The 18,812-nt window shown below is 71.5% G+C and carries 20 protein-coding genes; 9 read left to right on the top strand and 11 right to left on the bottom strand.

What is annotated here, in order from left to right; all coding sequences use genetic code 11:
- Positions 1–192 precede the first annotated feature (192 nt).
- A complete protein-coding gene (locus AB0L91_RS23865; protein ID WP_365013341.1) occupies positions 193–1,110 on the top strand; it encodes a DMT family transporter in 918 nt (305 codons plus the stop codon).
- Positions 1,111–1,172: 62 nt separating this feature from the next.
- Here the strand turns inward: AB0L91_RS23865 and AB0L91_RS23860 are convergent, their stop codons facing one another.
- Positions 1,173–1,853, bottom strand: coding sequence for a TetR/AcrR family transcriptional regulator (locus AB0L91_RS23860; RefSeq protein ID WP_355275705.1), 681 nt, complete (start codon positions 1,851–1,853; stop codon positions 1,173–1,175).
- A gap of 144 nt (positions 1,854–1,997) precedes the next feature.
- Here AB0L91_RS23860 and AB0L91_RS23855 point away from each other — a divergent pair, with 144 nt between their 5' ends.
- Together AB0L91_RS23855 and AB0L91_RS23850 are read left to right on the top strand one after the other, a co-directional pair.
- Positions 1,998–3,572: a succinic semialdehyde dehydrogenase gene (locus tag AB0L91_RS23855; RefSeq protein ID WP_355275704.1), complete on the top strand. Its 1,575-nt coding sequence runs from the start codon at positions 1,998–2,000 to the stop codon at positions 3,570–3,572.
- Between the two features lie 34 nt (positions 3,573–3,606).
- On the top strand, positions 3,607–4,434 hold the full coding sequence (locus AB0L91_RS23850) for an SDR family oxidoreductase (RefSeq protein WP_355275702.1): 828 nt from the start codon (positions 3,607–3,609) through the stop codon (positions 4,432–4,434).
- Positions 4,435–4,518: 84 nt separating this feature from the next.
- Here the strand turns inward: AB0L91_RS23850 and AB0L91_RS23845 are convergent, their stop codons facing one another.
- Both AB0L91_RS23845 and AB0L91_RS23840 read right to left on the bottom strand, forming a co-directional pair.
- Positions 4,519–5,322 (bottom strand): putative protein N(5)-glutamine methyltransferase, encoded by an 804-nt coding sequence (locus AB0L91_RS23845; RefSeq protein WP_365013336.1) that lies wholly within the window; start codon positions 5,320–5,322, stop codon positions 4,519–4,521.
- Between the two features lie 46 nt (positions 5,323–5,368).
- Complete coding sequence (locus tag AB0L91_RS23840) at positions 5,369–6,241, bottom strand: YdcF family protein (protein ID WP_365013333.1); 873 nt, start codon at positions 6,239–6,241, stop codon at positions 5,369–5,371.
- A 169-nt stretch (positions 6,242–6,410) separates the two neighbouring features.
- Between AB0L91_RS23840 and AB0L91_RS23835 the strand changes: the two genes are divergently transcribed.
- Positions 6,411–7,262: a bifunctional 5,10-methylenetetrahydrofolate dehydrogenase/5,10-methenyltetrahydrofolate cyclohydrolase gene (locus AB0L91_RS23835; RefSeq protein WP_355275697.1), complete on the top strand. Its 852-nt coding sequence runs from the start codon at positions 6,411–6,413 to the stop codon at positions 7,260–7,262.
- A gap of 25 nt (positions 7,263–7,287) precedes the next feature.
- On the opposite strand, the gene AB0L91_RS23830 is transcribed toward AB0L91_RS23835, so the two are convergent.
- From AB0L91_RS23830 to AB0L91_RS23820, 3 genes are all read right to left on the bottom strand, one after another.
- Positions 7,288–8,373 (bottom strand): hypothetical protein, encoded by a 1,086-nt coding sequence (locus tag AB0L91_RS23830; RefSeq protein WP_355275695.1) that lies wholly within the window; start codon positions 8,371–8,373, stop codon positions 7,288–7,290.
- Positions 8,374–8,481: 108 nt separating this feature from the next.
- Positions 8,482–9,234, bottom strand: coding sequence for a L,D-transpeptidase (locus AB0L91_RS23825; RefSeq protein WP_365013328.1), 753 nt, complete (start codon positions 9,232–9,234; stop codon positions 8,482–8,484).
- A gap of 160 nt (positions 9,235–9,394) precedes the next feature.
- On the bottom strand, positions 9,395–9,832 hold the full coding sequence (locus AB0L91_RS23820; RefSeq protein WP_357345418.1) for a helix-turn-helix domain-containing protein: 438 nt from the start codon (positions 9,830–9,832) through the stop codon (positions 9,395–9,397).
- A 66-nt stretch (positions 9,833–9,898) separates the two neighbouring features.
- Between AB0L91_RS23820 and AB0L91_RS23815 the strand changes: the two genes are divergently transcribed.
- The gene (locus tag AB0L91_RS23815; protein ID WP_365013325.1) at positions 9,899–10,789 is read left to right on the top strand and encodes an NADP-dependent oxidoreductase; all 891 of its coding nucleotides are present in this window, start codon (positions 9,899–9,901) and stop codon (positions 10,787–10,789) included.
- Between the two features lies 1 nt (position 10,790).
- Here AB0L91_RS23815 and AB0L91_RS23810 read toward each other — a convergent pair whose 3' ends face one another.
- The gene (locus AB0L91_RS23810; RefSeq protein WP_365013322.1) at positions 10,791–11,450 is read right to left on the bottom strand and encodes a cyclodeaminase/cyclohydrolase family protein; all 660 of its coding nucleotides are present in this window, start codon (positions 11,448–11,450) and stop codon (positions 10,791–10,793) included.
- A 150-nt stretch (positions 11,451–11,600) separates the two neighbouring features.
- On the opposite strand from AB0L91_RS23810, the gene AB0L91_RS23805 reads away from it, so the two are divergent.
- Positions 11,601–12,638, top strand: a complete 1,038-nt coding sequence (locus tag AB0L91_RS23805; protein ID WP_355275685.1) for an LLM class F420-dependent oxidoreductase — start codon at positions 11,601–11,603, stop codon at positions 12,636–12,638.
- A 68-nt stretch (positions 12,639–12,706) separates the two neighbouring features.
- Here AB0L91_RS23805 and AB0L91_RS23800 read toward each other — a convergent pair whose 3' ends face one another.
- Positions 12,707–13,042, bottom strand: a complete 336-nt coding sequence (locus tag AB0L91_RS23800) for an STAS domain-containing protein (RefSeq protein ID WP_357345423.1) — start codon at positions 13,040–13,042, stop codon at positions 12,707–12,709.
- 182 nt (positions 13,043–13,224) lie between these two features.
- Between AB0L91_RS23800 and AB0L91_RS23795 the strand changes: the two genes are divergently transcribed.
- Positions 13,225–13,752, top strand: coding sequence for a pyridoxamine 5'-phosphate oxidase family protein (locus AB0L91_RS23795; RefSeq protein WP_355275681.1), 528 nt, complete (start codon positions 13,225–13,227; stop codon positions 13,750–13,752).
- Positions 13,753–13,757: 5 nt separating this feature from the next.
- Here the strand turns inward: AB0L91_RS23795 and AB0L91_RS23790 are convergent, their stop codons facing one another.
- From AB0L91_RS23790 to AB0L91_RS23780, 3 genes are read right to left on the bottom strand one after another with little or no spacing between them, the layout of a single operon-like run.
- Positions 13,758–15,479, bottom strand: coding sequence for an aldehyde dehydrogenase family protein (locus AB0L91_RS23790; protein ID WP_365013317.1), 1,722 nt, complete (start codon positions 15,477–15,479; stop codon positions 13,758–13,760).
- Positions 15,476–16,924, bottom strand: coding sequence for a flavin monoamine oxidase family protein (locus AB0L91_RS23785; protein ID WP_365013314.1), 1,449 nt, complete (start codon positions 16,922–16,924; stop codon positions 15,476–15,478). Before AB0L91_RS23785 ends, AB0L91_RS23790 begins: the two co-directional genes overlap by 4 nt.
- Positions 16,925–16,954: 30 nt before the next feature.
- The gene (locus AB0L91_RS23780; protein ID WP_357345430.1) at positions 16,955–17,575 is read right to left on the bottom strand and encodes a TetR/AcrR family transcriptional regulator; all 621 of its coding nucleotides are present in this window, start codon (positions 17,573–17,575) and stop codon (positions 16,955–16,957) included.
- Positions 17,576–17,787: 212 nt separating this feature from the next.
- On the opposite strand from AB0L91_RS23780, the gene AB0L91_RS23775 reads away from it, so the two are divergent.
- Together AB0L91_RS23775 and AB0L91_RS23770 are read left to right on the top strand one after the other, a co-directional pair.
- Positions 17,788–18,267 carry a TrkA C-terminal domain-containing protein gene (locus AB0L91_RS23775; RefSeq protein WP_355275672.1) on the top strand — a complete coding sequence of 160 codons (480 nt, stop codon included), beginning with the start codon at positions 17,788–17,790 and terminating at the stop codon, positions 18,265–18,267.
- Between the two features lie 60 nt (positions 18,268–18,327).
- Positions 18,328–18,810, top strand: coding sequence for a TrkA C-terminal domain-containing protein (locus AB0L91_RS23770; protein WP_355275671.1), 483 nt, complete (start codon positions 18,328–18,330; stop codon positions 18,808–18,810).
- Positions 18,811–18,812: the final 2 nt, after the last annotated feature.

Below are 18,812 nucleotides of genomic sequence, written 5' to 3'. Positions count from 1 at the left end.
ACCACGTGCACCAGCGTTTCCGCTCCACGCCGCCGCCCGCCTCCTGAGCGAGGTGCCCCGAGGGCGCGTGCCACCCACCGGGTAGGCGCGGCGCCGTTCACCGCTCGGGCGTCGATGGCGCGTGCCCGCATGGCCGCTGTTCGCACCTCGTTTCCGCGACCTCATCCCTCTGTCGCAGGAGCGAATTCCCTGATGTCTGTTTCCCTTTCCGTGTCCGCGCCCGCCCGGCGTGGATTGTTCCCGCTCGTCGCCGCCGGTGTGCTGTGGGGTACCGGCGGCCTGCTCGGATCCCTCGTCCAGCAGCGCACCGGCCTCGCCCCGATCGCGGTCGCCACCTATCGGCTCGGCGTCGGCGGCGCGATCCTGGTTGTCGTCTCGCTGCTCGGGTGCCGCGGTGTCCCGCGGGGGCGGGCGGCCGTGCGGCGGATCGGCGCCGTCGGCGCGCTGGCCGCGATATTCCAGGCCTGCTATTTCGCCGCGATCGCCGCGTCCTCGGTCGTGCTGGCGACGCTGGTCACCATCGGCGCGGCCCCCGTCGTCGTCGCGCTGGCCGACCACGTGACCGGCCGCCGTCGGCTCGACGGCGGGCGCGGCGCGATCCTCGCGCTGGCGATCACCGGCCTGACGATCCTGGTCGGCGTTCCGGCCGAGGACACGTCGGGCATGGTCGCGGGCGTCGCGCTGGCCCTGGTCGCCGCCACCGCCTTCGCCGCGGTCACCCTCGTCACCGCCCACCCCGTTCCCGGCCTCGACGCGGTGACCGCGACCGGCTACGGATTCCTCGGCGGCGCGGCGCTTCTCGCCGTCCCGGCCGCGACGACCGGCCTCGCCATCACCCCGACCCCGGCGAACCTGCTGGCCGTCACCGTCCTCGGCCTGGCACCCACCGCCGTCGCCTACGCCCTGTTCTTCCACGGTCTGCCCGCCGCGGGCGCCGCCACCGCCGCGGTCCTCACCCTGCTCGAGCCCCTGACTGCCACCCTGCTCGCTGTCGTCCTCCTCGGCGAACGACTCACGCCCGTCGCCTGGACCGGCGCGGCCCTGCTCGCGCTCGCGCTGGTTCTGACGGCTACCACCGCCGATCGCGAGCAATCGGCTTCCGCCGGATAGCCAGGGGCCGGTGGCACGTCGGCCGGCGCGCAGCTCGGTGCGCGAGGCCGCCGGGACGAGCCTCAGGGCTCGGGGAACAGGCCGGGCAGTTCCATGGCGTAGGCGAGGTCGTCGCGGGTGCCGAGGGTGACCAGCAGGACGCGGATCATCGTGATCCGCGCTTCGGAATCCAGCACCGGATCGGGGTCGCTGCCGGGCTCGGTGCCCATCGTGAGGCGATAGACGACGTATTCGCACACGTGCAGCGCCGTGTCCATGTCCAGGGGTGTGGGCACCGGGCGGCCCAGCTCGACGAAGGTCTTGCGGACCAGGGCGCGGATGTCGTCGAGGGCGCGTTCGCGGTAGGCCGACACCAGGGAGGCGGGGTCGTGCAGCTCGGCGAAGAGCGGCCGCAGCATCGGGCCGTGGCCGCGCGCCCAGTCGATGAAGGCGTCGATCAGCCGGATGCCCAGCTGGACCGGCTCGTCGGTGCCCGACAGTGCGTCGCGGATCGCGCCGACCAGGCCGTCGTTGGACGCGGTGAGGACCACGTGCAGCGGCTCGGCGGCATTGCCGAAATAGCGGTAGAAGGTCGGCCTGGCCAGCCCGGCCTGCTCGATGATCTGGGCGACGCTGAGCCCGCGCGACCCGTTGCGGGCGAACACGGCTGCCGTCGCCTCGACGATCCGGGCGCGGACCTCGTCGGCCTGCTCCCGGGTCTGCGGCGGACGCCCACGGCGCACCGTGGCGGAATCACCGGACATCGCACCTCCTCACAACCGCGAGACGTCCACGGAAAGCTTGACACGGCACCGGCTCGAACCATTAATCTAACACTAGTGTTCAGCAAATAGCCGAACCTGCGCGATCGCTCCGCGCGACCCATCTGTTGAGGAGAAGGGCCGACAATGACGACAGCCCCCGAGCTGACCGCCGAACCAACCGCGCTGCCGACCGCGCTGGTCAAGCCCCTGTTCGACCGTGGCGTCGCGGGTGGCGCGCCGTCGGTGCCGATCTTCGCGCCCGCCACCGGACACAAGATCGGTGACCTGCCGCAGTCCTCGATCGAGGACATCGACCGCGCCTTCGCCGTGGCCCGCCACGCGCAGCGCGACTGGGCCAAGGTGCCGGTCAAGCAGCGGGTGGAGATCCTGCGCCGCTTCCACGACATCGTCCTGGCCGAGCAGGACACCATTCTCGACATCGTGCAGACCGAGACCGGCAAGTCCCGCCCGCACGCGTTCGACGAGGTCGGCGATGTCGCGCTGAACTCGCGCTACTACGCCGCCGTCGCGCCCAAGCTGCTCGCCGACCGCAAGCCGCGCGGCGTGCTGCCGGTGCTCACCTCGGTCGAGGTGCGCAACCGGCCCAAGGGTGTCGTCGCGGTGATCTCGCCGTGGAACTACCCGCTCGCGCTGTCGGCCTCCGACGCCCTGCCCGCCCTGGTCGCGGGCAACGCCGTGATCGCCCGGCCGGACAACCAGACCGCGCTGTCGGCGCTGTGGGCCATCGACGCCGCCGAGCGCGCGGGCCTGCCGCGCGGGTTGTGGCAGGCGGTCCTCGGCCGTGGCCGCGAGATCGGTGGCGACGTGATCGCCCGCGCCGACTACGTCGACTACACCGGTTCCAGCGCCACCGGCCGCACCATCGCCCAGCAGGCCGGTGAGCGCCTGATCGGCTACTCGCTCGAGCTCGGCGGCAAGAACCCGCTGCTCGTGCTCGCCGACGCCGACGTCTCCAAGGCGGCCAAGCTGGCCGTGCGCGCCTGCTTCTCCTCGGCCGGCCAGCTGTGCGAGTCGATGGAGCGCATCTACGTCGACGCCGCGGTCTACGACCAGTTCGTCGCCGAGTTCGTCGGCAACGTCAAGAACATGTCCCTCGGCGGCGAGCTCGACTACAGCCGCGACATGGGCTCGCTGACCTTCCAGCGTCAGCTCGACACCGTCACCGCGCACGTCGACGACGCCGTCGCCAAGGGCGCCAAGGTGCTCGCCGGTGGCCGCGCCCGTCCCGACCTGGGTCCGTACTTCTACGAGCCCACCGTGCTCGCCGATGTGGCGCCCGGCATGACGGTCTACCGCGAGGAGACCTTCGGTCCGGTCGTGTCGGTGTACAAGGTCGACTCCGACGAGGCCGCCATCGAGGCCGCCAACGACACCGCCTACGGCCTCAACGCCAGCGTGTGGAGCAAGGACGCCGAGCGCGGCAAGGCCGTCGCCGCCCGGATCAACGCCGGCTCGGTGAACGTCAACGAAGGTTTCATCGCGGCCTGGGGCAGCGTCGACGCGCCGTCCGGTGGTCTCGGCATCTCCGGTCAGGGCCGTCGCCACGGTCCCGAGGGACTGCTGAAGTACGTCGACACCCAGACCATCGCGGTCCAGCGGGTGCTGCCGATCGCGCCGCTGCCGGGCATGTCCGAGCAGATGTGGGCCAAGACCATGACGCTGGTCTTCGGCGTCATGAAGACACTTCGCCAGAAGTGACGCGTACGGAAAACGAAGCAGGGGTAGGCATTTCATGAAACTCGATTCGGTCGCGGGCAAGCGGGTGCTGGTCACCGGCGCCGCTATGGGCCTGGGCAGGCTGTTCGCCGAGACGGCGGTCCGCGAGGGCGCCGACGCGGTCGTGCTGTGGGACGTCAACGAGCTGACGCTGCGCGAGACCGCGGCGCAGCTGACCGCCCTGGGCGGCAAGGTGCACCAGCACGTCGTCGACGTGTCCTCGCAGGATTCGATCCGCGAGGCCGCCGAGGCGGTGCGCAAGGAGATCGGCGGGATCGACATCCTGGTCAACAACGCCGGGATCGTGCGGGGCAACACCTACTTCTGGGAAACCGAGAACCGCGCCGACATCGACAAGACCATGGCGATCAACTCGCTGGCCCCGATGTACGTCACCCTCGAGTTCCTGCCGGGCATGGTCGCCGGTGCCGGTCAGGCGCGCATCCTCAACATCGCGTCCTCGGCCGGTCTGGTGGCCAACCCGCGCATGGCCGTCTACGCGGCGTCCAAGTGGGCGGCGCTGGGCTGGTCGGACTCGGTGCGCCTGGAGCTCGAGCAGGCGGGCCACGACCACGTGAAGGTCACCACGGTCTGCCCGACCTACATCAACACCGGCATGTTCGACGGCGCCAAGGGCATCCTGTTCACGCCGATGCTCGAGCAGAACGACGTCGTCGAGACCTCGTGGCGGGAGATGAAGAACGGTGGCGCCCTGGTGGTGCTGCCGTGGACCTCGCGGATGAACCGCGCGCTGACCGGTCTGCTGCCGATCAAGGTGCGCGACTTCTACCTCAACGCCGTCGGCGTGTACCACTCGATGGATCAGTTCACCGGCCGCAAGTAGCCGCTGGACCGCGATGCCCCCGTCCGACGCGAGTGTCGGACGGGGGCATCGCGGTGTCCGGGCACGGTGTGCGCTGCCGGTCGGTCAGGCCGCGCGGGTGCCCAGCACGACCGTGGCGTAGTACTCCTCGGAGTGCTCGACGCGTGGCGTGAGGCCGTGCGCGGTCAGTACCGCGCACGCGGTATCGACCTGTCCCGTCGAGGTTTCCACCAGTACCGTGCCGCCCGGCGCGAGCCAGCTCGCCGCGCCCTCGGCGACCCGGCGGAAGACAGCGAGCCCGTCCGCCCCGCCGTCCAGGGCGACGAACGGTTCGTGCTCACGGGCCTCCGGCGGCATGTCCGCGACCCGTTCGGTCGGCACGTACGGCGTGTTCGCCAGCAGTACGTCGACGCGTCCGCGCAGATCGGCGGGCAGCGCGTCGAACAGATCCCCGCCGAACACCGGCGCGCTCAGCGGCGCGAGATTCTCCCTGGCACACGCCACCGCCACCGGGTCGATATCGGCGGCGACGAGCTCGACCTCGCAGCCGCGCGCGGTGAGCTCGGTGGCCGCGGACAGCCCGAGCGCCCCACAGCCGCAGCACAGATCGACCACGCACGCCCGCGTCGTCCCCGGCGCCACGCCCGCCACCGCCCGCTCGACCAGGAACGCGGTGCGCTGGCGCGGCACGAAGACTCCCGGCCGCACGCCGACCCGCAGGCCGCGGAATGCCACCCAGCCGAGCAGGTACTCGAGCGGTGTCCCCGCGACCCGCCGCGCCACGAGATCGTCGAGGCGGCCGGCGTCACCGTCGGCGGCCTCGAGCAGCAGCGCGGCCTCGTCCTCGGCGAACACGCAGCCCGCCGAGCGCAGCACGACGACGATGTCGTCGAGGGGGGAAACAGTCATGCAGCGATTGTCGCGTGCCCGACAACCGGTTTTTCGCGCCCCCGGATCAGCGCGCGCTGTCGAGCTCGAATGTGCGGGTCGCGTCGAGGTAGATCCCGCGCTGTGCGGCCCGGGCGGGCGGCGGCAGCTGCGAGACGAGCTGTTCGAGCGAGGTCATCGCGCCGACGACGTTGGTGCCCGCCACCAGGAAGTCGGCGACCGCCCGGCGGATGTGGTTCGGCGAGGTCACCACCACGGCGCTGGTCGCGCCGAGATCGCGTAGCAGGCGGGTGCTGAACAGCGCGTTCTGCACCGTCGACCCGGCCCGGTCCTCGACGTGGATCCGCTCGTTCGGCAGGCCGCGGCCCACCAGCCAGTGGCGCATCGCCTCCGCCTCGGAGATCCCGTTCTGCGGGTTGCCGCCGGTGACGACCACCGGCGAGAACGGCGCGGCGACCGCCTGCAGCCACGCCGCGGTGAGCCGATTCTCCAGCTCGGGCCGCAGCGCGCCGTCGGGCAGCAGACCGTAGCCGAGCACCACGATGCCGGTCTGCGGGCCGACCAGCGCGGGCAGCGGATTGGGCAGGGTCGCGGCCGCCGCGCTCACCGCGCGCAGCACGTTGGAGGTGCCCGCCGCCATGCCACCGTCGATCGCGCCGAGGCGGGCCATCGCCTCGCCGACCGCGGCGTGGTCACCGGCGTAGTGCGACCAGATCGCCTGCAGGGCCAGCGCCTCGACGTCGTTCGGGTCTGCGGCGATGAGCGCGCGCAGGTCGGCGCGGCCCGCGTTGTCGTCACCGTCGGTGAAATGCCGCTGCGCGGAGTTGTAGAGCGCGGTCACGTCGGCCTCGGCGCCGGCCGGGGGAACGGCAGCGCTCGTGATCGCGGCGGCCGCGGCGACGGCGGCAGCCAGCTGTTTCCAATGCCTCGAGATCTTCACGACAGTCGACACCCTTCCCGCGAACGGTTCGGCACGTGCTGGCAGAGCTGTGGCAGAGCTGCGGACACCCTACGGCCGGGTGCGGCGCCCGCCACGGATCCCGACGATGTTCCGCGCGTCGCCGCCCGGTGGTCGGTCCCGCGGGTAGCGGCGGATAAGCTGATGCACCGTGGATACCGCTTCGCTGACCGGCAAGGAACTCGCCGCCGCCATCAACGCCGACACGAAGGAGCGCGCCGCCGCGCTCACCGCCGCGGGCACCGCGCCGACGCTGGCGCTGATCGTGGCCAACGACGACCCGGCCAGCGCCTGGTACGTGAACTCCCTGCGCAAGGCCGCCGAGCGTCTCGGGATCGCCTGCGAGCGTATCGATCTCGGTGCCGACGCGAGCGCGGAGACGATCCGCGCCGAGCTGGCCGCGCGCAGCGCCGACCCGGCCACCGACGCGATCATGCTGCAGACCCCGCTGCCCGCCGGGGTCAGCCTCGACGACGTGAGCTCCTCGATCGCCGCGAGCAAGGACGTCGACGGCGTCAGCCCGCTGTCGCTGGGCCTGCTCGCCTCCGGCCTGGACGGTTTCGTCCCCGCGACCTCCGAGGCCGTGGTCGAGCTGCTGAAGCATCACGGCATCGCGCTGCAGGGCCGCGTGGTGACCGTCGTCGGCCGGTCCAACATCGTCGGCAAGCCGCTGGCGCAGCTGCTGCTGGCCGAGAACGCCACCGTCACCGTCGCGCACTCGCGCACCGCCGACCTGGCCGCGGTCACCACCCCCGCCGACATCGTGGTCGCCGCCGCGGGCCGGATCGGGCTGGTCACCGGCAAGCACATCGGCGACGGCGCCGTGGTGATCGACGTGGGCACCAACGAATCCGCCGACGGCGGCATCGTCGGCGACGTCGACGCGGCCACGGTCGACGGCAAGGCGGCAGGGCTGAGCCCGGTCCCCGGCGGCGTCGGCCCGGTGACCACCGCGCTGCTGATGCGCCACGTGGTCGTGGCGGCCGAGAAGGCCCGCGCCTGACCGGCTTTCGCGTCCTCGATCGGGTCTAGCGGACCGGCCCGATCGAGGTGATCAGGTACTTGGTGCCGATCTTGGCGGTCCCGACCAGCTGCGGGTTGTAGATGATCGGCACCGCGTCCGGCCGGAATTCGGTGATCACCACGAAGTACTGGCCCGCGAATGCCGCCGGCGTGATGCTCAGGCAGTGCGTGGTGCCCACCGGGATCGTGTCGATGCCCGCCTGGATGTCGGCGCCGGAGGGGAGTGCGGCGTCGCCGGACACCAGGGTCCGCGCCTGATCACCGGACCGCGCGACGTAATACGCGTGCTGGAACGCCAGGATCGCCGCGACGCCGCTGTCGGTGCCGCCCGGACCGTTGCCCTGGATCTTGCTGCCGACGAGCTCGGCGGGGCAGGTCCCGGCGACCGGGACCGCACCGGCGGGCGCGGGCTCGATGGGACTGCTGGCCGCCGCGGATTCCGGGACGGGACCGCGCAACTGGAGATAGCCGCCGCCGATCAGCACCGCACCGGCCACCGAGGCCGCGAGCGGTCCGACCCAGCGCGGCACGCGCTTGCGCCGGGAGCGATCGATCATCCGCGCGAACACCTCGTCGTCGCCGCCGTAGTCGGGCGTCGGGCGCGGTGGTAGCGAAACCGGTGCGGCGGTGACCCATTCGGGCTGGGCGTCGACGCCGTCGGGAGCCGGGGTGTCGGGGGTGATGATCGGCAGCCGGTCGGTCGCCGGGCCGTTGTCGGGCTCCGGCGGGGTGAACGGCACGTCCGGAAGGGCATGGCGCGCACCGGGATCGAACGGTCCGCCGACGATGGGTAGCCGGTCGGTGGCGTAGCTGTCGGTCGGTACGACGCGCCCGGACGACCGATCCGGTGCGGCGTGCGCGGCCGAGAGCGAGATGACCGGGATACCGGCCGGTGTCGTCGGCCCGCCCTCGACGCGATGCCGGGCTCCGGTGCGGGGCTGCGGATCCGCGTCCTCGGTCAGCCGGCGGGGGCGCGGCGCACTCGGATCGCGATGGGGCCGCCACCGCGGGGGCGGGGTGAACGGATCACCAGCCGACCCCGGGTCGTGCTGCCGAGCCCCGGTCGGTCTGTGTGCATCCGGTCGATCCATCGCCCCACCTTCATCAGGCTGTCGCCGTCAGGTTCGTCTCGCAACGATTTCGTTACGGGCACGATACTGCGCTGACGGTGGGAACGCCGAATGCCACGAGGGAATTACTCACCAGTGAATGTAGACCGGGTCACCGATGCCGACGTTTTCGTAGTACCAGGCCGCGTCGTCGGGGGAGAGGTTGATGCAGCCGTGGCTGACGTTGGCGTACCCCTGCGAGTCCACCGACCACGGCGCCGAGTGCACGAACACGCCACCCCAGGTGAGGCGTTCGGCCCATTCGCCGTCGATGATGTAGCCCTCGGGGTCGTCGAGCGGGATGCCGATGGTGCGCGAGTCGAACACCACCGAGCGGAACTTCTCCAGCACCGTGAAGTTGCCGGTGGGGGTCTCGAAGCCGGGCTTGCCCATGGACGCGGGCATGTTCCGGACGACCTGTCCGCCGATGCTGACGGTGAACGTGTGCGCCGAGAGATTCGCCTCGGCGTAGACGCCGCCGTTGGTCTGGAACTCGGTGCGCTGGTCGCCGAACCGGACCGAGATCGGTGAGTTCGTGGGCAGGTGCGTACTCGGCGTCCACTGCAGGTGGGTGCTGTCGACCCAGCTGAACGCGCCGGGCAGCGCCTCGGTGGCGCGGATCGCGGCGGCGCGTTCGGCGCCGGCCCGGTCGGTGACCGGGGCCGCGAAGGTGAACGTGACCGGCGCGGCGACGCCGACGACCTGTCCGTTCGCCGGGGAGATCGCGGTGACCGTCGCGGTCGGAGATCCTCCGATCAGGGCCGCGGACGCGGCTCCGGACCAGAACGCGGCGAGCAGTGCCGCCATGGTCGCGACGAACAGGAAACGAAGTGCGTTCTTCATAAACGCCACCCCTTCGGTCACTCGTAGGCGGATTCCAAGTCTAGGCCGCCATGATCAACTAGACCTATCGAAGTGGTAACGGCCGACGGGTCTGCCGGAGTGTCGGCTTGTGTTCGCGCAGGTGAGCGCCACGGGGAATCGATCCCACATCGATACCGGTTCAGTGGACAGTGCCGAGGCGCGGCAGCGGCGTGGGCTCGATCGCCTGGGCGGCGTCGAATTCGGCTCGGGCGGCGGTGATCTCGTGCTGGTGCTCGACCACCCAGGTGCCCATGGCGTGACTGATCCGGCCCAGGTCGGCCCCGAGCGCGGTGATCGCGTACTCGACCCGGGGCGGCACCGTCGGGTAGACCGCGCGCCGCACGAGACCGTCGCGTTCCAGGTCGCGCAGGGTTTTGGTGAGCATCTTCTGGGTGATGCCGTCCAGGCGCCTGCGCAGCTCGTTGAACCGCACCGGGCCGTCGGCCGCGCGCAGCGCGCCCAGCACCAGCAGCACCCATTTGTCGGCCAGCACGGACAGCAGTTGCCGCGCCGGGCAGTCGCGTAGGAACGCCTCGACCGAGCTCGCGCGATCGTCGGCCGCGCGGGTGGTATCCATGAGGTACCACGGTATCCGAAAGGTGCCTACTTCCGTGGAGATACCACTCGGCGCAGACTTGCCCGCATGTGGCAGATGACGCAGCGCAGCTTCGGTGGACCGGACGTTTTCGAGCGGGTGGAGGTGCCGCGGCCTGCGCCGGGGCCGGGAGAGGTCCTGGTCCGGCTGGTGGCCACGAGCGTGAACGCCGCGGACTGGAAGCTGCGCGGCGGCCTGATCCGCGCCCTCGGGGAGCCGCCGCTGGTGCTCGGCCTCGACGTCGCCGGTGTCGTCGTCGAGCGCGGCGACGACGCGACGCGATTCGCGCCGGGAGACACCGTGTTCGGCATGGTGTTCGGCGGGGCGAACGCCGAATACGTGGTGGCGCACCAGGATCGGCTGGCGGCGGTGCCGTCCTCGCTCGATCCGGTGCGCGCGGCGGCCCTGCCGGTCGCCGGGCTCACCGCCTGGCAGGCGCTGGTCTCGGTGCGGGCGGGGGAGCGGGTTCTGGTGCACGCGGCCGCCGGTGGCGTCGGGCATCTGGCGGTGCAGCTCGCCGCGCGCCGCGGTGCGCGGGTCGTTGGCACCGCGCGGGCCGCCAATCACGAGTACCTGCGCGAACTCGGCGTCGACGAGCCGATCGACTACCGCACGACGGATTTCACCACCGCGACCCAGGCCGTCGATCTGGTGCTCGATCTGGTCGGGGGCGACACCACCGACCGATCACTGCGGGTGCTCGGCCCCGGCGGCCGGGTGATCGCGGCGGAAGGCCCGCAGACGCACCCGGATTCGCGGGTCAGCCGGTTCCACGTCGACCCGACGACGGCCGCGCTGACCGAGCTGGCCGCCGCCGTCGACCGGGCCGAGCTCGACGTGCGCATCGCGACGGTCCTGTCGCTCACCGAACTCGCCGCCGCGCATCGGCTCGGCGAGGCCGGTGGAGTCCGCGGCAAGATCGTGCTCACCGCGGTCTGAGTCAGCCGCGCACGGCGTGCAGCACGTCGGCGTGCAGGGCGTCGGCGCGCGCGGCGATCGTGTCGACGCGCAGCAGCGCCGCGGCGAAGCCGTCGCCCAGGGCGGCGGGCAGCGAGCCGACATTGATCTCGATATTGAGCTGCGAGCTCATCGCCGCGGCGCGGGCCGCGTCAGCGGCGGCGCCGATGTCGGTGACCACATTGGGGTTGCCGATCGGCAGCAGTTCGGCGGCCAGCGAGAGGATCTCGTCGGCCTCGTCGACCACGGCGGCGGGCACCCGGGCCGCCTCCACCAGCGCGGCGTTGATCGCCTCGGTGCGGGCGGCGACCTCGGCGTCGGTGTCCTTGGGCAGCTTGTAGGCGGCGCCGACCGCGGTGAAGGCGGCGGCGTCGGCGTCGGCCAGCGCCAGCGACCTGGCGCGCGCGGCGTCGGCGGCCTCGATGATCCGCTCGACGATCGGCTGGTGCACGGCGTCCTTGGCCCGGGTGGTGTAGCGCGCGACCATCGCGACCAGCGCCGCGGCCTGGGCGGCGTGCAGCGCGGCGACGGCGCCGCCGCCCGGTGCGGGGACCTTCGCGCCCAGCTCCGACAGATAGTGCTCGAGGGTCACCGCACCGAAGGAGGGGACGAGCTGCTGCGGCGAGGCGGTGGGCTGCGACACGACGAGGTGGCCTTTCGATGCGGCGAGAACTGCGTGGGAATCGTTGTCAACGCTACCGGGTGCCCGCTCGCCTACCCCGCCCGACCAGCACCTGCGACGACAGACCGACCGGTCGGGGTGGCCGGGGACGGCGGGGCTATGTTGGGTGGCATGCGGATCGGATTGAGCATCAACTACTCGGGCGGGTTCAAGGAGGTCGCGGCCGAGGTCGCCGACCTGGAACGCGCCGGACTCGACATCGTCTTCGTGCCGGAGGCGTACTCGTTCGACGCGGTCAGCGCCCTGGGTTTCCTAGCGGCCCGCACCGAGCGCGTGCAGCTGGCCTCGGGCATCCTGCAGCTCTACACCCGGACCCCCAGCCTCACCGCGATGACCGCCGCCGGTCTGGACTTCGTCTCCGACGGACGTTTCATCCTGGGCATCGGCGCGTCCGGCCCGCAGGTCATCGAGGGCTTCCACGGTGTGCCCTACGACGCCCCCATCGGCCGCACCCGCGAACTCGTCGAGATCTGCCGCCAGGTCTGGCGCCGCGAGAAGCTCAACTACCAGGGCAAGTACTACCAGATCCCGCTGCCCGCCGACCGCGGCACCGGCCTGGGCAAAGAGCTCAAGCTGATCAATCGTCCGGTGCGCGAGCGCATCCCGGTGCTGCTGGCCGCGTTGGGCCCGAAGAACGTGGAGCTGGCCGCCGAGGTCGCCGAGGGCTGGCAGCCGATCTTCTTCCTGCCGGAGAAGGCGCAGGACGTCTGGGGCGACGCGCTGGCCGCGGGCAAGGCCAAGCGCGACCCGGCGCTGGGCGACCTGGAGATCTTCGCGGGTCCGCCGCTGGCGATCGGGGAGAACGTCACCCCGCTGCTGGAGTTCATCAAGCCGCACCTGGCGCTCTACATCGGCGGCATGGGCGCCAAGGGCAAGAACTTTTATCACACGCTGGCCACCAAGTACGGCTACGGCGCCGCCGCCGACCGCATCCAGGAGCTGTACCTGGCCGGTGACAAGCAGGCCGCCGCGCAGGCCGTGCCGGACGACCTCGTCCGCGACGTGTCGCTGATCGGCCCGGAGAGCTTCGTCAAGGAGCGCATCGCGGCCATGGCGGCGGCGGGTGTCACCACGCTCAATGTCACGCCGCTGGCCGAGGACGCCGCGGGCCGGATCAAGCTGATCGAGCAGCTGCGCGGCCTCTGCTGACCGCGTAGACGACGAAACGCGCCGCCGCCCGGAGGGATTCTCCGGGCGGCGGCGCGTTTGTCGTGTGGTCAGGACGTGAACGACGCCAGGGCGGCGGCCAGCGTGGTGTGCATGGCGAACACCTGATCCAGGCTCGTCATCTTGAGCTGACGACTGGTGGCGGGCCCGTCGGCGACGACCGCGATCGCGGTGTTCTCCCCTGCCCGCTGGTGCGCGGCGACCAGGGTCGCCATGCCCGCCGACGCCAGGAACCCGACCGCGGTCAGGTCGATCACCAGCGCCGCCGGGCGGTCGGCCAGGATCGCCTCGATCGCGGCGTCCAGCGCGGGCGCCGTCGCCAGATCGACCTCGCCGGTCACCGTGAGCACCGTGACGCCGTCCTGTACCGCCGTCGTGGTGGTCATCGTGTCCGTGAGTGGATACGCGTCTCCGGATGAGTTGGTCACGACTCAACAACACACAACTTCGCCCGAATACGCAAGCCGTTCGGATTCGGGCGGCCCGGCGCGACCGGGCTCGCGCCTATACTCGGGCACCAGTTGCGTGTCCTCCACGGGCCCCGGCGGGCCACGACGAAGGAGTGCCGATGCTGCCCGATCCCGTCGACGCCACCGATCTGAACATCTACGGCAACGACCAGCTGCCGTGGAGCCGGGTGGCCACCGCCATCGAGCAGGGTCTCGCCGCCCTCGAGACCGCCCAGTTCCTCGGCACCGTCGGCCCCGACGGCAGGCCGCACTCGGCGGGGATCGGCGCGACGCTGGTCGGCGAGTACTTCTACTTCACCAGCGGCCCCGGCACGCACAAGTCGCGCTACCTCGCCGCCAATCCCGCGTGCACCCTGTCGTTCCGGTTTCCCGACGACGTCGACCTCGTCGTCGAGGGCACCGCGGCGCGCACCGTCGACCACGCCGAGATCGACCGCGTCACCGCCGCCTACCGCGACACCGGCTGGCCCGCCGAACGCGACGGCGACGCGATCACCGCGCCGTTCAGCGCCCAGAGTGCAGGCCCGGCGCCGTGGTACCTGTACCGGTTCACCACCCACGCCGCGGTGGGTGTCGCGCTGACCGATCCGCACGGCGCCACCCGCTGGCGGTTCGATCAGCGCTAGCCGATTCACCCGCGCAGGGCCGAGGCGAACAGCGCGGGCAGCTTGCGCCACCGCGGCCGGGCGACGAAGCCGGTGAGCAGGCGGCCGGTGGTCGCGGCGGTCCGGTTCGTGACGAACCACGGCGGCACCGGCGACAGTGACAGCTCGCCGTGCAGCAGCGAGCGCGGCGCCGGGCGGAACGGCCCGGTGACGACGGTGCGTTCGGCGCCGTCGAGGAGCAGGGCGTTGTGGACCACCCCGATGCCGCTGCGCACGTCGTCGAGGGTGTGCCCGGGGAAGGCGCCCCAGGTGGCGCGCGGGGTCAGGTAGCCGACACCGGTCCACGCGTTGATGCCGATGGTGCCGTAGCGCAGGGTGGCCACCGCCCGGTGCAGCCGGTCGCCGAGGGCCCTGATGGTGCCGGGGTGCGCGATGATGTTGGCGCCCAGGGTGCCGTGCAGCCGGTCGTTGGCGGCGGCGACAGCGGCGTCGAGGAAAGCGGCGCCGGTCCCCGGCAGCTCCGCCACCCCGAGCACCGGGCCGAAATACTCGGCGGTGAAAGCGGATTCGTCGGGATCGCTGAGGTCGAGCCCGGTCAGTAGGGTGCGTTCCGGTGTGCCGCCGACTTTTTCGGCGGTGGGATGCAGCTCCCGTGCGGAGCGCACCCGGTCGGCGCTGCCCGGGTACCAGGCGGGCCGGGCGGGCGCGGCCGCCAGTGCCCGGCGCAGGGCGGCGAGGAATTCGTCCTTCTGCGCCCAGTCCGCGCTGAGCAGCACGATCTGTCCGGCGATACAGTTGCTGCCGCTGTTGTGCAGGCGCTGGGTGGCGAGGTGTTCGGCCTGGAAGCGCAGATCGGCCGCCGACCAGTCGCCCGGCACGACGATGATGGGGGCGACACCGCCGAGCTCGCTGGTCATCGGCTTGTCGAGGATCGGGGTGCCCGCGGCCTTCGCCGCCACCCCGGCCGCGCCGGTGCCCCAGACGACGGCGTCGTGGGTCGCCTCGCTGCCGGTCATGTGCACGGCGGTGATGCCCGGGTGATACGCCAGGGCGGCACCGACCTCGGGTCCGCCGGTGACGATCTCCACCAGGTCGCGCTCGATCAGCGGGGCGAAGATCGCCCGGAACACCGGTGCCAGCGCGTCGGTCGTCGGATTGAGTTTCAGGACGGCGGTGCGGTTCTCGGCGAAGAGCTGGTGCAGCACGTCCAGGGGCGCGATCGAGAAGATATTGCCCGCGCCCAGCACCAGGGCCACGCCGTCGGTGGCTTCCGGTGTGCGCTGTCCGAGCCCGATGCCCGCGCGCAGCCGCGTTTCGGTGGTGCCGGGGGTGGTCCACACCTCGGCCCGGTAGCCGTTGAGCAGCAGCTGGTCGGCGAGGCCGCCCGGCAGCACGCGGACGGTGAGCCGATCGCCGGGCGCGGTCCCGAGGCGGTAACCCGCCAGGACGTCCGAGCCCCGGGCCAGCCGGCGCAGGGTGTCCTGGAGGGCCTGGGTGTAGCCGATCAGGGCGTACGGTCCGCTGATCCATTCCTCGCCGACCAGCGGCGAGGACGGGTCGAGCTGCTTGACGGCGGCGGCGACGCGGACCCACTCCGCGGCCTGCGCCGCCGCGGCCTCGCCGACCTCCAGGAGCAGGTCGCGGCGCGCCACCAGGGGGAGCGCGGCCCAGGTCTTCTCGCCCGCACCGAGCCTGCGGACGATCTCGTCGATGCCGGTCGACGCGGCGGTGCTGTTGTCGTTCGTCATGCGCTGCGACCCTCGGTTCGGGAGTGCGCGGTGAGCACTTCGTCGGCTGCGCGATAGCCGGAGCGGACGGCGCCGTCCATGTAGCCGTTCCAGACCGTGGCGGTCTCCGCGCCGGCCCAGTGGATCCGGTCGATCGGTGCGGCCAGGGCCGTGCCGTACTGGGTCCAGACGCCGGCGCCGAGGCGCCCGCCGTAACAGCCGCGGGTGAATTCCTCGGCGTTCCAATCCTGTTCGACCAGGTCGAACGGCTCGGCGGCCTGCGGGCCGAAGTACTTCACCAGCGCCGAGACGACGAGTGCGCGCCGTTCCTCGGCGGTCAGCAGTGCGGCGGTGCGGGCGTGCGCGCCCTCGATGAAGCCGACCAGCACGCCACAGGAACCGTCCTGCGGCGAGTTGTCCAGCACAAGTCCGAAGGCGTCGTCGACGCTGAGCGCGAACCCGTTGAGCCCGTCGGCCCGCCAGAACGGCGTCTCGTAGCCGACCTGGAACTTGATCACCGAACCGGCGGGCATCTGCTGGGTGAGCCCGTCGCGCAGGGCGGGCAGGGGCGGCACGTAGCGCAGCCGGCCCGCCAGCGTCGGCGGCACCGCGACGATCACCCGATCGGCCGTGACGCTGCCGCCCTCGTACTCGACGACGACGCCGTCGGCGTCCTGCCGGATCGTCCGCACGACCGTGCCGAGCCGGACCGCGTCGCCCAGCTCGGCGGCGATCCGCTCGCTGATCAGATGGGTACCGCCGGTCACCCGGCGTTCCTGGGCGCCGCCGGTGGTCGCGACCAGGGTGGCGAGGCTGGTGCCCGACCGGAGGTAGAACAGGAAGTGCAGCAGCGACATCTCGGGCGACTCCGCTGAGAACAGCGCGGGTACCAGCAGCCGGAAGAAGCGCCGGGCGAGGGTGTCCTCGGTGTTCGCGCACAGCCAGGTGTCGAGCGTCTGCCGGTCGAATTCCTCGGCGCCGTCGGTCTCCCACGGTGTGTCGGTGGTGATCGAGGCGGCGAGGGTCTCCAGCTCCACCCACAACCGGCCGACTTCGGCGGCCGTCTCGTCGGGGAGGCCGAACGTCTCGTCGGTGTACCGGATGACGGCGCCGTCGACGACGGTCAGCCCCGCGCCCTCGTCGAAGGTCGCGAAGGTCGACAGGCCAAGCTCGGCGACGAGTTCGGCGACGACGTCCTGGGTCGGGCCGATCCACTGACCGCCCAGCTCCACCGGCACCCCGTTGCGCAGCGCACCGCCCATGGTCCGTCCGCCCACGCGATCGCGTGCCTCCAGCACGGCCACGGTCTTGCCCGCGGCGACCAGCGTGCGCGCCGCGCTCAAGCCCGCGAGCCCGGCGCCGATCACGGCGACATCGACCTGCTGCATTTCTCTGCCCTCGATTAAAAGTCGGTCGGTTGTATGACTGTTGTGACAGAGGTTACTGCCGGGCAGAGGGGCGTGCAACCCCTAATTCATACAAGCGACCGGAAAATTTCAATCGGTGGGCGTGGTGGTCTCCCGCGCGCCGGTCAGCGCGATGAACATGTCGATGGCGACGTCGAGGTCTGCCCTGGCCCTGGCCTGATGGGGGTCGGCCACGTACTGCACGATCAGCCCGTCCACGGTCGCCAGCATGACCCTGGCGAGCCGGGCGAACGGCACGGCGCAGGTCTCGCCGGCGCGGTGCGCGGCCTGCTGGCACCAGTCGGCCACGACGCTGCCGTAGCGCTCGTACTGCCAGCGCGCGAGGGCTTCCTGGCCGGGCGTGCGCAGGGCGTAGGTGACCAGTTCGTACTGCATGAGCTGCAGGCCCGACCGGTCGACCACCAGGCGCTCCCAGAACTGGGTGAAGCCGGAGCGGATCGCGTGCGCCAGGCCGTGCTCCAGATCGGTGGTCTCGGCCAGCACCGCCGCGATCTCGTCGACGACGTCCTCGATCACCGCGCGCAGCAGCTGTTCCTTCGACGGGAACACGTACTGCAGGGTGCCGAGCGGCACCTCGGCCTCGGTGGCGACCGCGCGCAGTGACGTCCCGGCCACACCGTGGCGCTCCAGCGCGCTGCGGGCCGCGCTCACCAGCTGGGTGCGCCGGACCGACGCCTCGACATACACCATCTCGACTCCTCGAATTCGGTCAACGGACCGAATTCTCTCACGGTGCGGGTCGGCCGTGTCGCTGCCGGGAACCGGTGGGTCACCGCGCACAGCGTGCTCAGCTTCTTCTTCCATGCGGCCGTGGTGGCGATCGCCATCGACCGGCTCACGGGGTGAACGCCGGGTAACGGGGTAGGGCTGGTGTTATTCGGAAGTCGTCGTACTGTGAGGGCGTGAACATCGATGTGACGCCTCTCCCGGGGATCGGCGTGTGCAAGGACTTTCCGCTGGTCGAGGCGCGCCGGCGGATCGGCGTGATCGAGCACCGCGACGGTTCGGTCGACCTGGTGGTCTCGCGGCCGGGTGACTACGACACCACCACCTCGATTCCGCTGTCCGGCACCGAGATCGGTGTCCTGGCCGGGCTGCTCGGAGCGCCGCAGGTGGTGCAGAAGAGCCGGGACGTCCCCGTCGTCGGTGAGCTCTCGACCAGGCAGTTCGCGATCGATCGGGGCAGCCCGTTCGACGGTCGTCCGTTGCGCGACACCGCGATGCGCACCCGCACCAAGGCCTCGGTCGTCGCGGTGGTGCGCGCCGGTGACGTGACCCCATCGCCCGGAACGGATTTCACCTTCATCGCCGGTGATCTGGTGGTCGTGGTCGGCACCGACGAGGGCCTCGACGCCGCTGGAAGGTTGCTCGACCAGGGCTGAGCCCCCGTGCGAATGGTAAAGAGAAGGTAAGGTATCGCCTAGCTGAGGTTAGGTGATCCAATGAATGTAGATGTGACTTCCCTGCCGGGAATCGGTGTCCGGAAAGAGTTTTCGCTGACGAAGGTGGACCGCCGGATCGGCGTCGTCGACCACCGGGACGGCGGAACCGACCTGATCTTCACCAAGGTCGGCGACCCGGACACGACCGTGCAGGTGCCCCTGTCCGAGACCGAGGCGCGCACGCTGGCGAGCCTGCTCGGCGCGCCCCAGCTGGTGGCGCAACTGCGCGAGGAGCACCGCGAGCTCGACGGCGTGAGCACCCGGTCGCTGCCAGTGCCGCCGAACTCGCCCTACGCCGGGCGGCGACTGGGCGAGACCGAGATGCGGACCAGAACCCTCGCCTCGATCGTCGCGGTCCTGCGGGCGGGTCAGGTACACGCCTCGCCCGGACCCGAATTCGGGTTCGTCGGTGGGGACATGGTCGTCGTGGTCGGCACCAACGCCGGGCTCGACGCCGCCGCCGCGATTCTCTCCGACGGCTGAGC

It is taken from the genome of Nocardia sp. NPDC051833 (genome assembly GCF_040681225.1).
In the GTDB taxonomy this organism is placed as follows: Bacteria; Actinomycetota; Actinomycetes; order Mycobacteriales; family Mycobacteriaceae; genus Nocardia.
This window is presented reverse-complemented; position numbering and strand designations above follow the sequence as displayed.